The following is a 14,611-nucleotide window of genomic DNA, read 5'->3' on the forward strand; positions in this document are numbered from 1 at the left end:
GGATTTTTTGTAACAGTCCAGGGTGATTTCCTGCTGACTTTTGTTTCGCTGCTCTTTAGGATGAGGTCGTTAACGGAGACCTGGCCCGCCTGGTGGCTATTTCCGGCTATATCAAAATGGAGAATGTGATGCGCACACTGTGGCGAATAATTGCGGGTCTGTTCCGCTGGACCTGGCGAGTGTTGAATTTTATCAGGGAATGTATTCTCAACCTGTTTCTGGTTTTCTTAATTATTGTCTGTGTGGGGATCTGGCTTCAGATCAGCGGCTCAGGCAGCCGTTCCTCCGCCCCGGTACAGCAAGGTGCGCTAAAAGTGGATTTGACCGGTGTGCTGGTCGACAAACCCTCCGTCAGCAACCGTCTGAGCAAAATTGGTCGTCAGTTATTAGGCACCAGTAGCGATCGTCTGCAGGAAAACTCCCTGTTTGATGTAGTGGATGCTATTCGTCAGGCCAAAGGTGACAGCAATATTAAAGGTCTGGTTTTAGACCTGCGTGATTTTGCTGGCGGCGATCAGCCTTCTCTGCAATATGTAGGTAAAGCGTTACGCGAGTTCCGCGACAGCGGTAAGCCTGTTTACGCCTTAGGCGACAGCTATAGCCAGGCGCAGTACTACCTTGCCAGCTATGCGACGAAAATCTATCTGTCGCCACAGGGCACCGTTGATTTGCACGGCTTTGCCACCAACGGTCTCTACTACAAAACGTTGCTCGACAAGCTGAAAGTCAATTCACACGTTTTCCGCGTGGGCACCTATAAATCAGCCGTTGAGCCCTTCCTGCGTGACGATATGTCGCCAGCGGCGCGTGACGCAGATAGCCGCTGGATTGGCCAGCTCTGGCAAAATTACCTGAATACCGTGTCTGCTAACCGCCAGATTACGCCTGAGCAGTTGTTCCCTGGCGCTGCCGCTATTATCGCAGGTCTGCAGGCCGTTAAGGGCGATACCGGAAAATATGCGCTGGATAACAAACTGGTCGATGTGCTGGGCTCACGCGCTGACGCGGACCAGGCGCTTATCCAGGCATTTGGCTTCGATAAGCAAAACAACGATTACCGTAACGTCAGCATTTATGATTACAACGTTAAACAGGATGCCAGCCAGCAAAAAGGCAACATTGCCGTGATCCTTGCCAGCGGTGCCATCATTGATGGTGATGAAACGCCGGGTAATGTGGGCGGCGATACGACAGCGGCGCAGATCCGCGATGCCCGACTGGATCCCAAAATCAAGGCCATTATTTTGCGGGTGAACAGCCCGGGCGGCAGCGTTACGGCGTCCGAAGCGATTCGTTCGGAACTGGCCGCAGCGAAAGCGGCAGGCAAACCGATTGTGGTCTCCATGGGCGGTATGGCAGCCTCGGGCGGCTACTGGATCTCGACGCCAGCCAGCTACATTATTGCCAGCCCCAGCACGCTGACCGGCTCTATCGGCATCTTTGGCGTGATTAACACGCTGGAGAACAGCCTGGCCTCGATTGGTGTGCATACCGATGGCGTCGCGACCTCACCCCTGGCAGACGTCGCAAGCACCAAAGCGCTGCCTGAGGAAGTGCAGCAACTGATGCAGTTGACCATTGAAAACGGCTACCACAACTTCGTGGGACTGGTGGCGACATCGCGCCATAAAACACCGGAACAGATCGATGCCATCGCGCAGGGGCACGTCTGGACGGGCAGCGATGCCAAAGCCAATGGTCTGGTCGATGCGCTGGGCGATTTTGACGATGCGGTGAAAAAAGCGGCTGAGCTGGCGAAGGTTTCCCAGCCAGAGCTTGACGGGTATCAGGAAGATCCCGGCTTCCTTGACGTGATGCTGAATCAGATGAACGCGTCTGTTCAGGCCGTGCTGCCTGACACGATGAAAGCCTGGCTGCCTGCGCCCATGTACGATGTGATGAGCGCGATGAAGAATCAGCCCGGCCTGTTTGACCATCTGAACGATCCGCAAAACCGCTATGCCTTCTGCCTGAACTGCGGCGAAGTGCGATAAACCTCTCAGCCCGACTGCTTGTCGGGCTGCTTTTCCCTGCTGTTCCCCTTATACTGCCCGTTTTACGGCAAGTCTGAGTTTACCTATGCAAAAGAAAAATATTTACGTTGCCTACACGGGCGGTACCATCGGTATGCAACGTTCTGCTCAAGGTTATATTCCGGTTTCTGGTCATCTGCAGCAGAAACTGGCGAAGATGCCTGAGTTTCATCGCCCGGAAATGCCTGACTTCACGATTCATGAGTATCAGCCTCTGATTGACTCTTCTGACATGACCCCGCAGGACTGGCAGTCGATCGCCGAAGATATCCGGCTGAACTATGATCGCTATGATGGTTTTGTCATTCTGCACGGCACGGATACCATGGCATTTACCGCTTCTGCCCTGTCGTTTATGCTCGAAAATCTGGCTAAGCCGGTCATCGTTACGGGCTCACAGATTCCGTTAGCCGAACTGCGTTCCGATGGCCAACAAAACCTGCTTAATTCCCTTTACGTCGCTGCGAATTATCCCATCAACGAGGTGACGCTGTTTTTCAACAACACACTCTATCGCGGTAACCGTACCACTAAAGCGCACGCGGACGGTTTCAACGCCTTTGCGTCCCCCAACCTGTCAGCCTTGCTGGAAGCCGGGATTCATATCCGTCGTCTTAATACGCCGCCTGCACCTCAGGGCAAAGGCGAGCTGATTGTTCATACCATTACCCCGCAACCTATTGGCGTGGTGACAATTTATCCGGGCATCTCTGCAGATGTCGTGCGTAACTTTTTACGTCAGCCGGTTAAGGCGCTGATTTTACGCTCGTACGGTGTCGGTAACGCGCCGCAAAACGCCGAGTTTCTGTCTGAACTTCAGCAGGCCAGCGAACGCGGCATTGTGGTCGTCAACCTGACCCAGTGTATTTCTGGCAAGGTCAATATGGGTGGCTATGCCACCGGGAATGCTCTGGAGCACGCTGGCGTCATCAGCGGCTTTGATCTGACGGTTGAAGCGGCGCTGACGAAACTTCACTATCTGTTGAGCCAGGATCTGTCCAGCGATCAGATCCGCGCCAAAATGCAGCAGAACCTGCGTGGCGAACTGACAGACGACTAAGATGGAGTCAACGGCAATGAAACGGGCATTAATCATTATCGACATCCAGAACGACTTCTGCCCCGGCGGCCCAATGGCCGTCAAAGAAGGCGATCATACGGTCGAGGTTGCTAACCGCTACGCTCGTGCTTTTCATGAGAATGGTGAGTGCGTCGTAGCCCTGCAGGACTGGCATCCAGCCGATCACGGTAGTTTTGCTTCCGTATCCGGCGAACCTGTCTATACCCTCGGTGAACTCAACGGCCTGCCACAGATCTGGTGGCCGGATCATGGCGTGCAGCATTCTGCGGGGGCTGATTTTCATCCCGGACTTGATCGCAGCCTGTTCGACGCGGTTTTCCATAAAGGGCAGGATCAGGACGTAGACAGCTACAGCGCCTTTTTTGACAACGGACACCGACGCAAGACAGAACTGGACAGTTGGTTACGCGCACGCGATATCACGCATCTGGTCATGCTGGGCCTGGCGACGGATTACTGCGTGAAGTACAGCGTGCTGGATGCACTTGAACTGGGTTATCAGGTCGAGGTCGTGGCGGCAGGCTGCCGTGGCGTTAATCTCAACCCAGAAGACAGCGATATTGCGCTGGCGCAGATGGCGGCTCAGGGGGCCGTCATTATCTGAAAAAGGGCTGGCTACGCGCCAGCCTTTTTTACTCTTCCACATCGTGCCCGCCTGCGCGTGGCTGACTGGCGACTTACCGCGCCATTAATGCAGATGAATGCGCGTGACGTCCGGTTCGATCCCAAACTCTTCTTTCAACTGCTTTTTCGATTTGGTCACCATTTCGCCATTTTTGCCGATGGTCATATGCTGTGGCGCATCATTATTGCGCGCCTGCCACATCATAACCAACTGCAGGCTGTTATCACGCTGTTGCTGCGTCAGCGCCACTCCATCCGGCCATTTTCCGGTTTCAACGGCCGTCATCAGGCGTTCATAAATTTCGGGTGTCATAGCATCAAGCATGGCTTCAAGTTGCTGTTTCATTGTTAGCCCTTAATCTCGTCGCCTTGTGGACTGGTGAAGTTCAGCGAGGCTGAGTTCACACAGTAACGCTCACCGGTCGGCTGCGGCCCATCAGGGAAAACATGGCCGAGATGAGAATCACAGTTGCCGCAACGGATTTCAATACGCTGCATACCGTGCGAGTTATCTTCCAGATAACGAATAGCCTCATCGCTGACGGGCTCATAAAAACTCGGCCAGCCACAGCCTGAATCGTATTTCGTCTCTGAAAGAAACAAGGGCGCGTTGCACACCAGGCAGTGATAAATCCCTTCCTGCTTGTTATGCAGCAGCGCACCGCTGTACGGCGGCTCCGTGCCACGCTGTTGCGTGACATAGCGCTGCATCTCAGTTAACTGGGCGATTTTTGCGTCGGGTGCGGTTTCTTTAGGCATTTGAGCAATTCCGGGATGTCATTCTGAAAAAATCGACTAGTATTCTAACAAATGATCAACATTAGTCGGGTCTTTTTTTGTGCTCTGCCCTTCGGTCCGTATCTTACAAGGTGGATTTGTGATTTTGATCACCTTTTCTCTGGCATATCCCTATATATTCGGCGAAGGTTTCAACAGAGCACGATGTTCGCGGAAGCGCGCAAGCGGTTGCGCGTTAAATAATTCCTGTTCGGTGGATTGACCTGTCGCAACAATTGACACGATTCCGCTTGACGCCTGGTAAGGTTTTTGTAATTTTACAGCCAACCTTTTATTCACTAACAACTAGCTGGTGGAATATATGACTATCAAAGTAGGTATCAACGGTTTTGGCCGTATCGGTCGCATCGTTTTCCGTGCTGCTCAACAGCGCTCTGACATCGAAATCGTTGCTATCAACGACCTGCTGGACGCTGACTACATGGCGTACATGCTGAAGTACGACTCTACTCACGGCCGTTTTGACGGCACCGTTGAAGTACAGGACGGCGCTCTGGTTGTTAACGGTAAGAAAATCCGTGTTACCGCTGAGAAAGATCCGGCTAACCTGAAGTGGGGCGAAGTGGGCGTTGACGTCGTTGCTGAAGCAACCGGTATCTTCCTGACCGACGAAACCGCACGTAAGCACATCACTGCTGGCGCGAAAAAAGTGGTTCTGACCGGTCCATCTAAAGATGACACCCCAATGTTTGTTCGTGGTGCTAACTTCGACAAATACCAAGGCCAGGACATCGTTTCTAACGCCTCTTGTACCACTAACTGCCTGGCACCGCTGGCAAAAGTCATCAACGATAAATTTGGTATCGTTGAAGGCCTGATGACCACCGTACACGCCACTACCGCAACGCAGAAAACCGTTGATGGCCCGTCTCACAAAGACTGGCGCGGTGGTCGTGGTGCATCACAGAACATCATCCCGTCTTCTACCGGCGCCGCTAAAGCGGTAGGTAAAGTGCTGCCAGAACTGAACGGCAAACTGACCGGTATGGCATTCCGCGTACCTACGCCTAACGTTTCTGTTGTTGACCTGACCGTTCGTCTGGAAAAAGCTGCGTCTTACAAAGAAATTTGTGCCGCTATCAAAGCCGCGGCTGAAGGCGAGATGAAAGACGTGCTGGGCTACGTTGAAGATGACGTGGTTTCTACCGACTTCAACGGCGAAGTTCTGACCTCAGTATTCGATGCCAAAGCCGGTATCGCGCTGAATGACAACTTCGTTAAACTGGTTTCCTGGTACGATAACGAAACCGGTTATTCAAACAAAGTTCTCGACCTGATTGCGCTGGTTGCTGCTAAATAAGGCAGCCAGACACGAGACAATAAGGGTGACTTCGGTCACCCTTTTTTTGATCCCTTCACTATGGAGTCAGGCATGCAAGACAAACTCTTTTCCCTTCCCGTGGTTAAACAAATCACGCCTTATCTGTCGCAACGTCAGGTGGGTGAACTCCCGGTTATCATTGTCAGCCATCCGCGTGTACGGGCGGCCGTAACCTTACAGGGCGCGCATCTGATTGCCTGGCAACCGAGCGGTGAGAAGCCCGTCATCTGGCTGAGCGATAAGAGCCCTTTCCTGCCTGGTAAGGCGATTCGCGGCGGTGTACCGATTTGCTGGCCCTGGTTTGGACCGGCAGGAGAGCCTGCCCATGGCTTTGCCCGAAATCAGTCATGGACGCTCTCTGCGCATGATGAAAACGAAGACGGCGTGCTGCTGACATTTGTGCTGGAAAGTACCCCACAAACGCTGAAGCTGTGGCCGCATGACTTTACCCTTATCGCCCGCTTCCGTCTGGGCCAGCATTGCGAAATTGAGCTGGAAGCCTACGGTGATTATGAATCGACAGCCGCGCTACACAGCTATTTTAACGTGGCGGACAGTGCGAGCGTTGAGGTCACCGGACTGGGTGAACATTACATCGACAAGGTCAAAGATAACCAGCCGGGTCAGAGCGAGGGTAAACAGCGCTTTACCGAGCGCGTGGATCGTATCTTCACTGCGCCAAAAGACTGTTCAGTTATCAACGATCTGGCTGGAAAACGGCAAATTGAAGTGTACCACCATCACCATAGTGACGTTGTCACGTGGAATCCCGGTGTGGCGCTGTCGTGTAGCATGCCGGACATGCCAAATGAGGGTTATAAAACGATGGTGTGTGTTGAAACCGCGCGCATCAGCAAACCGTTGCGCAGTGCAGGCGACAAGCCTGCCCGACTGGCGACGACAATACGTTTGAAAAATAAGGCCTGAAGCGCGTTCAGACCACATCCAGCGGCAGTTTGTGTTGTGGCGGCGGAAAAGCCCTGTCGAGTCTGAGACAGTCCTCCTCGCTCAGGGTAATGTCCAGCGCAGCCGCATTTTCACGAACATGTACCAGTGAACTGGCTTTAGGGATGGCAAGGACATCGCCATCCCGAATCGCCCAGGCCAGCAGAAGCTGTGCCACGGTGATGCCTTTTTGGCGGGCAATTGCGTTCAGAGCGGGGTCGGTAAACAGCTGACTGCGTAACCGACCGACCTGTGCCAGGGGACAATACGCCATGACCGGCATCGCGCGCTGGCGACAGAGCGGTAGCAAATCGTATTCAATACCGCGGGAACCCAGATGATAAAGCACCTGATTGGTGGCACAATTTTCGCCACCCGTTTCGGCCCACAGGGCGTCCATGTCCTCGCTGTCGAAGTTTGAAACACCCCACGCACGAATTTTGTCCTGCTGCTGCAAAGTCTGCATCGCGCTGATGGTTTCGTCGAGTGGCACACTGCCGCGCCAGTGCAAAAGATACAAATCAATTCGATCCGTTTGCAGACGACGCAGGCTGGCCTCGCAGGCGGCGATGGCATCCTGTTTCCCGGCATTCCATGGATAAACTTTCGATACCAGCAGGGCCTCATCACGCCGTCCCTTCAGGGCATCGCCTACCACTTCTTCGGCGCCACCCTCTGCATACATTTCAGCGGTATCCACCAGCCGCAAACCGGCATCCAGCCCTGCCTGAAGCGCACTGATTTCCTGTTGCCGGCTGGCGGGATCCTCCCCCATATACCAGGTGCCAATACCGATTGCCGGAATCTGACGCTGACCTGCAATATCGATATATTTTGTCATCGGGTTCTCCTGCACTAAATGGGGGCATATGCACCCTGAGAGCGCACAGCCTGCACTCCCGGGGTGCGCCGCATCAGAAGGTATAGCTGACGCCTGTCCAGACCGTAAACTGTCCGCTTTTATCAACCATCGGACTGTCTTTGATTTCGCTGGCAAAGCGGGTGTAACGCCCTGAAAGACTGGCATTCCACTGCGGGGTAATGCTGTAGCTGGCGTTCATTTCCACATAAGGCGACCAGCTGTCATCCGGATGATAACGACGAATTCCGGTCCGATCGCTTTCGTTACCCGATACGCCATAGTAGTAGCGGTTTTGATTCGCGCTGTTCCACAATGCACCAATTCCCGGCGTAAAGGTAAAGTCGCCAAAGCTGAAACGGTAAAGATAGGTCAAATCCCAGACAATACCGTTGCTGTTGTTAAGCACATCGCCCAACAATGAGGTCCGTATGATGCCCCAGTCATCCGTATGTCGGTAAGTCACCCCGCCCATCAGCGTCATCCGGCGCTTATCCAGCCCCTTCATATCCCCCAGATCGTTGTCATCCGGGTCGTATTGCTGAGGCGAACCCAATAGCGACAGAGAGAGCTGATCCTGTGGGTCTTTCCACACATAATAGCCACCCTGCAGCGTGTTAAACCAGAATTTTTCCCCTTCGTAATTGATGATGGGAACAGGCAAATAGCGGTCCTGTCCACCACGATAAGGTGACTGCGCATAAATCACTGATGCACCGAGTGATAAGGGTGCGGCTTGTACTGACTGGCCCAAAAAATAACAAGGGATAAGTGCAATAAGCACGTTAAGTTTGAATTGGTTCACAATTTATTCATTCCATAAATATAACAATCACACATAGAGTCTAACGCTTTTTACAGACTGAATTAACCTTATATCAAAATCATCTACCGCGTTTGCCGCAGAATGCGGCATAACCGGGTTGAAGGCATCACAGAACAGGGGGTAACTGAGGAAAAACGTTTCGCAACAAAATGATTTTGTTATTGATATGTGGCTCACTAATCAAAAATCTATGATGAAATTTCCTGAATGCCTTCTACAGTTAAACTTAATACCCGAGTTTTTGTACTTACCAAGTAACCATAAAAGTTTTGCATCCCGATGGCTTTGTTGAATAAATGGATTTTATGCTGTGGTACTATGAAAACGGTTGTTTCAGATAACATAAAATCAATGCATTACATGCTTGCGTATGACGGTGTTCTGTCTGGCATCAGCGTTTTCTACCAAAACAGTGCAGACAAAACAGAATGATTACCTATTATTCAACAAAGCCTACCTATTATTCAACAAAGCCCATCCCGATAAGAACGATCAGGTTGGCATAAGGGTTGCTGTAGTAAACAGATTAATATCTTCCGGGAGCTGTACGAGCACTGATTATTGCTCCTTTACCTGTGCTAAAAACGAAAGGACGGGCATCGCTATGAATATATTCGATCACTATCGTCAGCGTTATGAAGCTGCCAAGGACGAAGAGTTCACACTGCAGGAATTTCTGACTATCTGTAAACAGGATCGCAGTGCATACGCCAACGCAGCAGAGCGACTCTTAATGGCTATTGGTGAGCCAGTAATGGTCGACACTGCCCAGGAGCCACGCCTTTCCAGAATCTTTTCTAACCGGGTTATGGGACGTTACCCAGCGTTCGAAGAGTTTTACGGTATGGAGGAAGCGATTGAGCAGATCGTTTCCTATTTGAAACACGCAGCGCAAGGCCTTGAAGAGAAGAAGCAGATTCTCTATTTACTGGGTCCGGTGGGTGGCGGTAAGTCCTCCCTGGCTGAGCGCCTGAAATCGCTGATGCAACGCGTCCCTATCTACGTGCTCAGCGCCGACGGCGAACGCAGTCCGGTCAACGACCATCCGCTGTGCCTGTTCAACCCGCAGGAAGACGCTAACATTCTGGAAAAAGAGTACGGCGTACCGCGTCGCTACCTTGGCACCATTATGTCGCCCTGGGCCGCCAAACGTCTGCATGACTTTGGCGGGGATATTACACGCTTTAAAGTCGTTAAAGTCTGGCCATCGATTCTTGAGCAGTTAGCCATCGCCAAGACAGAGCCGGGCGATGAGAACAACCAGGATATCTCTGCGTTGGTCGGTAAGGTCGACATTCGCAAACTTGAAAACCACGCGCAAAACGATCCTGATGCCTACGGTTACTCTGGCGCACTGTGCCGGGCCAACCAGGGCATCATGGAATTCGTTGAGATGTTTAAAGCGCCGATTAAGGTTCTGCACCCCCTGCTTACTGCCACGCAGGAAGGAAACTACAACGGTACGGAAGGGATTTCAGCCCTGCCGTTTAACGGCATCATCCTGGCGCACTCAAACGAATCCGAATGGGTGACCTTCCGCAACAATAAAAACAACGAGGCTTTCCTCGACCGTGTTTACATCGTTAAAGTGCCTTACTGCCTGCGCGTGTCTGAGGAAATTAAGATTTATGAAAAGCTGCTGAATCACAGTGAGCTGTCCACTGCGCCTTGTGCACCTGGCACGCTTGAGACGCTGGCGCGCTTCTCTATCCTGTCGCGTCTGAAAGATCCCGATAACTCGAGCATCTACTCCAAAATGCGCGTGTACGATGGTGAAAGCCTGAAGGATACCGACCCGAAAGCGAAATCCTGGCAGGAGTACCACGATTATGCGGGCGTGGACGAAGGCATGAATGGCCTGTCAACGCGTTTCGCCTTTAAAATCCTGTCACGCGTATTTAACTTCGACCATGCTGAAGTTGCCGCCAACCCGGTGCACCTGTTCTATGTGCTGGAACAGCAGATTGAACGTGAGCAGTTCCCACAGGATCAGGCGGAAAAATACCTTGAGCATCTCAAAGGCTATTTAATTCCTAAATATGCGGAGTTTATTGGCAAAGAGATTCAAACGGCTTATCTGGAATCCTATTCCGAATATGGTCAGAATATTTTCGACCGTTATGTAACCTATGCGGATTTCTGGATTCAGGATCAGGAGTATCGCGATCCGGATACCGGACAATTATTTGACCGTGAATCGCTGAATGCCGAGCTGGAGAAAATTGAGAAGCCTGCCGGGATTAGTAACCCTAAAGATTTCCGTAATGAAATTGTCAATTTTGTGCTGCGTGCAAGAGCGCATAATAATGGCAGAAATCCCAACTGGACCAGCTATGAAAAACTCCGTACGGTCATTGAGAAAAAGATGTTCTCCAATACCGAAGAGCTGTTGCCGGTTATCTCGTTCAACACCAAAACCTCTACGGATGAGCAGAAGAAACACGACGATTTTGTCGATCGCATGATGGAAAAAGGCTATACCCGCAAACAGGTTCGCCTGCTGTGTGAATGGTATCTGCGCGTGCGTAAATCGTCCTGATCAAAGTCTGTAAGCAAACCGGTGCGGGACAGCACCGGTCATATTAAGGTCGGGTCAGCCCGGCCTGCTTGCAATGTAGTTTGGGGGAACATCATGGCCTATTTTATCGATCGCCGACTGAACGGTAAAAACAAGAGTGCGGTTAATCGCCAGCGCTTCTTACGTCGTTACAAGTCGCAGATTAAGCAGTCGATTTCCGAGGCCATTAACAAACGCTCGGTAACCGACGTCAGCAGTGGCGAATCCGTCTCTATTCCCGTAGATGATATCAATGAACCCATTTTTCATCAGGGGCGTGGTGGGCAACGTCATCGCGTTCATCCAGGCAATGATCACTTCGTGCAAAATGACCGTGTTGAACGCCCACAAGGCGGGGGCGGTAGCGGTTCAGGTCAGGGAAATGCCAGTCAGGATGGTGAAGGTGAGGATGAATTTGTTTTTCAAATTTCCAAAGATGAATATCTGGATCTGCTGTTTGAGGATCTGGCGCTGCCCAATCTGCGGAAAAATCAGCACCGCCAGTTGAATGAGTACAAAACGCACCGTGCCGGATTTACCTCGAATGGCGTTCCCGCCAACATCAGCGTGGTCCGTTCTTTACAAAATTCCCTGGCCCGACGTACTGCGATGACGGCAGGTAAGCGCCGCCAGCTCCATGAGCTTGAGGATGCCCTCAGCGAAGTAGAAAAGTCAGAGCCCGCTCAGTTACTCGAAGAGGAACGCCTGCGCAAGGAGATTGCCGAACTGCGCGCGCGCATTGACAGAGTGCCCTTTATTGACACCTTTGACCTGCGCTATAAAAACTTCGAGAAGCGGCCCGAGCCTTCCAGTCAGGCGGTCATGTTTTGCCTGATGGATGTCTCCGGCTCGATGGATCAGGCGACGAAAGATATGGCAAAACGCTTTTATATTTTGCTCTATCTGTTCCTCAGCCGGACTTATAAAAACGTCGAGGTGGTCTACATCCGCCATCATACTCAGGCCAAAGAGGTCGATGAGCAGGAGTTCTTCTATTCGCAGGAAACCGGCGGCACCATCGTCTCCAGCGCACTGAAACTGATGGATGAGGTTGTGAAGGAGCGCTACGATCCGGCGCAATGGAATATCTACGCCGCGCAGGCGTCGGATGGTGACAACTGGGCAGACGATTCACCGCTCTGCCACGAGATTCTGGCAAAAAACCTGTTGCCGGTGGTGCGTTACTACACCTACATCGAGATAACACGTCGCGCGCATCAGACCTTATGGCGCGAATACGAACATCTGCAGTCAATGTTCGACAACTTTGCGATCCAGCACATCCGGGAGCCCGAAGATATTTATCCTGTGTTTCGTGAGCTGTTTCACAAACAGGCAATGGAAGCCTGAGACACTAAGCCGACGCCCAGTCGGCTTTTTTTATTGTATTTATAACCTCTTAAAATGCGGTCTTGCCTGCTGCAAGCTATCTAACTCCCCTATTAGCCTTGTTAACTGGGATTATCCAGTGCATTAGCAATTAAGATAAATTGCAAAATGACAATGACAACTCATTGATAAAACATTATCTTGCAGACATAGCATGGATGTTTCTACACCTTAGTTAACATTGTCTGCCGTATCTCAGGAGACCGCGTTTGAACCACACTATTGTTTATAGTCTTTTCATTATTGGATCCGTGCTGGTTGCGTCGAGTATCTTGCTCAGTTCCTTTTCGTCCCGATTGGGCATTCCTATCCTGGTGATTTTTCTGGCGCTGGGCATGCTGGCCGGCATTGACGGTATTGGCGGCATCGCATTTGATAACTATCCGGCGGCCTACCTGATCTCTAACCTTGCCCTGGCTATCATCCTGCTGGACGGCGGCATGCGCACCAAAGCCAGCTCCTTTAAGGTGGCGCTCGGACCGGCCTTATCACTGGCAACCGTAGGCGTGATCATTACGGCAGGCCTGACTGGCATGGTCGCAGCCTGGCTGTTCAGGCTCGATATGATGCAGGGCTTCCTGATTGGTGCGATTATCGGCTCCACCGACGCGGCAGCGGTATTTTCCCTGCTCGGTGACAAAGGTCTGAATGAACGTGTCAGTGCCACGCTGGAAATTGAGTCCGGCAGCAATGACCCGATGGCGGTGTTTCTGACCATTACGCTGATCGAAATGATTGAGCAGGGACGAACCGGTCTGGACTGGATGTTCGTGGTGCATCTGATTCAGCAGTTCGGTCTGGGGATTGTCCTCGGTCTGGGCGGTGGCAGGGCCCTGCAGCAACTGATTAACCGCATGAATCTGGCTCCCGGCCTGTATCCCTTACTGGCACTGAGCGGCGGCATTCTGGTCTTTGCGCTGACCACCGTGCTGGAAGGCAGCGGCATCCTCGCCGTCTATCTGTGCGGCTTCTTACTGGGTAACAGCCCTATCCGCAACCGTTTCGGCATTTTGCAGACCTTTGACGGTATGGCCTGGCTCAGCCAGATCGGCATGTTTATCGTACTGGGATTGTTAGTCACGCCCTCCGACCTCTGGCATATCGCTGTTCCGGCGATGATTCTGTCCCTGTGGTTAATTCTGGTGGCACGTCCGCTGTCGGTGTTTATCGGCCTGTTACCGTTCCGTGGCTTCACGGCGCGGGAGCGTATCTTTATCAGCTGGGTCGGTCTGCGCGGAGCAGTGCCGATTATCCTGGCCGTCTTCCCGATGATGGCCGGTCTGGAGAATGCCTCGCTCTATTTTAATATTGCGTTTTTCGTGGTGCTGGTTTCCCTGATGCTACAGGGCACCTCGCTGGGCTTTGCGGCGAAGAAAGCCAAAGTGGTGGTTCCGCCTACCGCCTCTCCGATTAGCCGTATCGGGCTGGATATTCATCCGGAGAATCCGTGGGAGCAGTTCGTCTATCAGCTCAGCGCCGACAAATGGTGCGTGGGCGCGGCGCTGCGGGATTTACAGATGCCACGTGAAACCCGTATCGCCGCACTGTTTCGGGATAACGTGTTAATGCACCCCAACGGCGCAACGCGTTTAAAAGAGAATGACGTGATTTGTGTGATTGGCCGTGAGCGCGATCTGCCTGCGCTGGGCAAAATGTTCAGTCAGTCGCCGCCTGTCTCGCTGGATCAACGTTTCTTCGGCGACTTTATTCTGGATGCCGACGCGCGACTTCATGATGTCGCGCAGATTTATGGCCTTGAACTCGACGAAGATACGAACGCGCAACAGTCGCTGGGTCAGTTGATGATGAGTATGTTAGGCGGGGCACCTGTGGTCGGTGACCAGATAGAATGGAATCAACTGACATGGACGGTAGCGGAGAAAGAAGATAATCATATTGTTAAAATTGGCGTGCGCCCCAATGAAGACAAAGAATAATCTTATTTAAATAGCGCGGTTTAATTAGCTGAATTGCACTACGCTTTTATAACATTCAGTTAAAACGGGAGTTATCCATGAGTCACGTGGTTAAAATTGGTCGCTATGAAATTGTTGGTAATGCCTCTAAATAGTTGGATTATGTGATATCCTACAGTTATTTGAGGTGTCCTCCTGGCTACAGTTACTGTTCATTGCCCTCGTTGTGATTCCGATGATGTTTATCGACATGGCCTTAGCC

Annotated in this window: 13 protein-coding genes; 9 read left to right on the plus strand and 4 right to left on the minus strand. The window is 51.9% G+C overall.

Features of this window, described 5'->3' with window-relative positions; genetic code table 11:
* Positions 1-128 precede the first annotated feature (128 nt).
* The 3 genes from sppA to pncA all read left to right on the plus strand — a co-directional run bounded on the left by sppA (position 129) and on the right by pncA (position 3,718).
* Entirely contained in the window at positions 129-1,994 is a 1,866-nt protein-coding gene (gene sppA / locus F7Q90_RS17690; protein WP_006119412.1) for a signal peptide peptidase SppA, read from the plus strand.
* A gap of 85 nt (positions 1,995-2,079) precedes the next feature.
* Positions 2,080-3,093 carry an asparaginase gene (gene ansA / locus F7Q90_RS17695; protein ID WP_006119414.1) on the plus strand — a complete coding sequence of 338 codons (1,014 nt, stop codon included), beginning with the start codon at positions 2,080-2,082 and terminating at the stop codon, positions 3,091-3,093.
* Positions 3,094-3,109: 16 nt separating this feature from the next.
* Positions 3,110-3,718 (plus strand): bifunctional nicotinamidase/pyrazinamidase, encoded by a 609-nt coding sequence (gene pncA / locus F7Q90_RS17700; protein WP_006119415.1) that lies wholly within the window; start codon positions 3,110-3,112, stop codon positions 3,716-3,718.
* Positions 3,719-3,802: 84 nt separating this feature from the next.
* On the opposite strand, the gene F7Q90_RS17705 is transcribed toward pncA, so the two are convergent.
* Complete coding sequence (locus F7Q90_RS17705) at positions 3,803-4,084, minus strand: YeaC family protein (RefSeq protein ID WP_006119416.1); 282 nt, start codon at positions 4,082-4,084, stop codon at positions 3,803-3,805.
* Positions 4,085-4,086: 2 nt separating this feature from the next.
* Positions 4,087-4,497, minus strand: coding sequence for a peptide-methionine (R)-S-oxide reductase MsrB (msrB, locus tag F7Q90_RS17710; RefSeq protein WP_006119417.1), 411 nt, complete (start codon positions 4,495-4,497; stop codon positions 4,087-4,089).
* A 340-nt stretch (positions 4,498-4,837) separates the two neighbouring features.
* On the opposite strand from msrB, the gene gapA reads away from it, so the two are divergent.
* Positions 4,838-5,836 carry a glyceraldehyde-3-phosphate dehydrogenase gene (gapA, locus tag F7Q90_RS17715; RefSeq protein WP_006119418.1) on the plus strand — a complete coding sequence of 333 codons (999 nt, stop codon included), beginning with the start codon at positions 4,838-4,840 and terminating at the stop codon, positions 5,834-5,836.
* A 72-nt stretch (positions 5,837-5,908) separates the two neighbouring features.
* Positions 5,909-6,784 carry a D-hexose-6-phosphate mutarotase gene (locus tag F7Q90_RS17720; protein WP_006119419.1) on the plus strand — a complete coding sequence of 292 codons (876 nt, stop codon included), beginning with the start codon at positions 5,909-5,911 and terminating at the stop codon, positions 6,782-6,784.
* Between the two features lie 7 nt (positions 6,785-6,791).
* Here the strand turns inward: F7Q90_RS17720 and F7Q90_RS17725 are convergent, their stop codons facing one another.
* Complete coding sequence (locus tag F7Q90_RS17725; RefSeq protein ID WP_006119420.1) at positions 6,792-7,643, minus strand: aldo/keto reductase; 852 nt, start codon at positions 7,641-7,643, stop codon at positions 6,792-6,794.
* Positions 7,644-7,716: 73 nt separating this feature from the next.
* Complete coding sequence (locus F7Q90_RS17730) at positions 7,717-8,466, minus strand: MipA/OmpV family protein (RefSeq protein WP_006119421.1); 750 nt, start codon at positions 8,464-8,466, stop codon at positions 7,717-7,719.
* Positions 8,467-9,091: 625 nt separating this feature from the next.
* On the opposite strand from F7Q90_RS17730, the gene yeaG reads away from it, so the two are divergent.
* The 4 genes from yeaG to F7Q90_RS27900 form a co-directional block, all read left to right on the plus strand.
* Positions 9,092-11,026 (plus strand): protein kinase YeaG, encoded by a 1,935-nt coding sequence (yeaG, locus tag F7Q90_RS17735; RefSeq protein ID WP_006119423.1) that lies wholly within the window; start codon positions 9,092-9,094, stop codon positions 11,024-11,026.
* Positions 11,027-11,119: 93 nt separating this feature from the next.
* Positions 11,120-12,394 carry a YeaH/YhbH family protein gene (locus F7Q90_RS17740; protein ID WP_006119424.1) on the plus strand — a complete coding sequence of 425 codons (1,275 nt, stop codon included), beginning with the start codon at positions 11,120-11,122 and terminating at the stop codon, positions 12,392-12,394.
* A gap of 248 nt (positions 12,395-12,642) precedes the next feature.
* Positions 12,643-14,370: a potassium/proton antiporter gene (locus F7Q90_RS17745; RefSeq protein ID WP_006119425.1), complete on the plus strand. Its 1,728-nt coding sequence runs from the start codon at positions 12,643-12,645 to the stop codon at positions 14,368-14,370.
* 174 nt (positions 14,371-14,544) lie between these two features.
* The coding region (locus tag F7Q90_RS27900; protein WP_151161042.1) for an IS1 family transposase at positions 14,545-14,611 on the plus strand (67 nt) is incomplete at its 3' end.

Source organism: Pantoea stewartii subsp. stewartii (assembly GCF_008801695.1).
GTDB lineage: Bacteria > Pseudomonadota > Gammaproteobacteria > Enterobacterales > Enterobacteriaceae > Pantoea > Pantoea stewartii.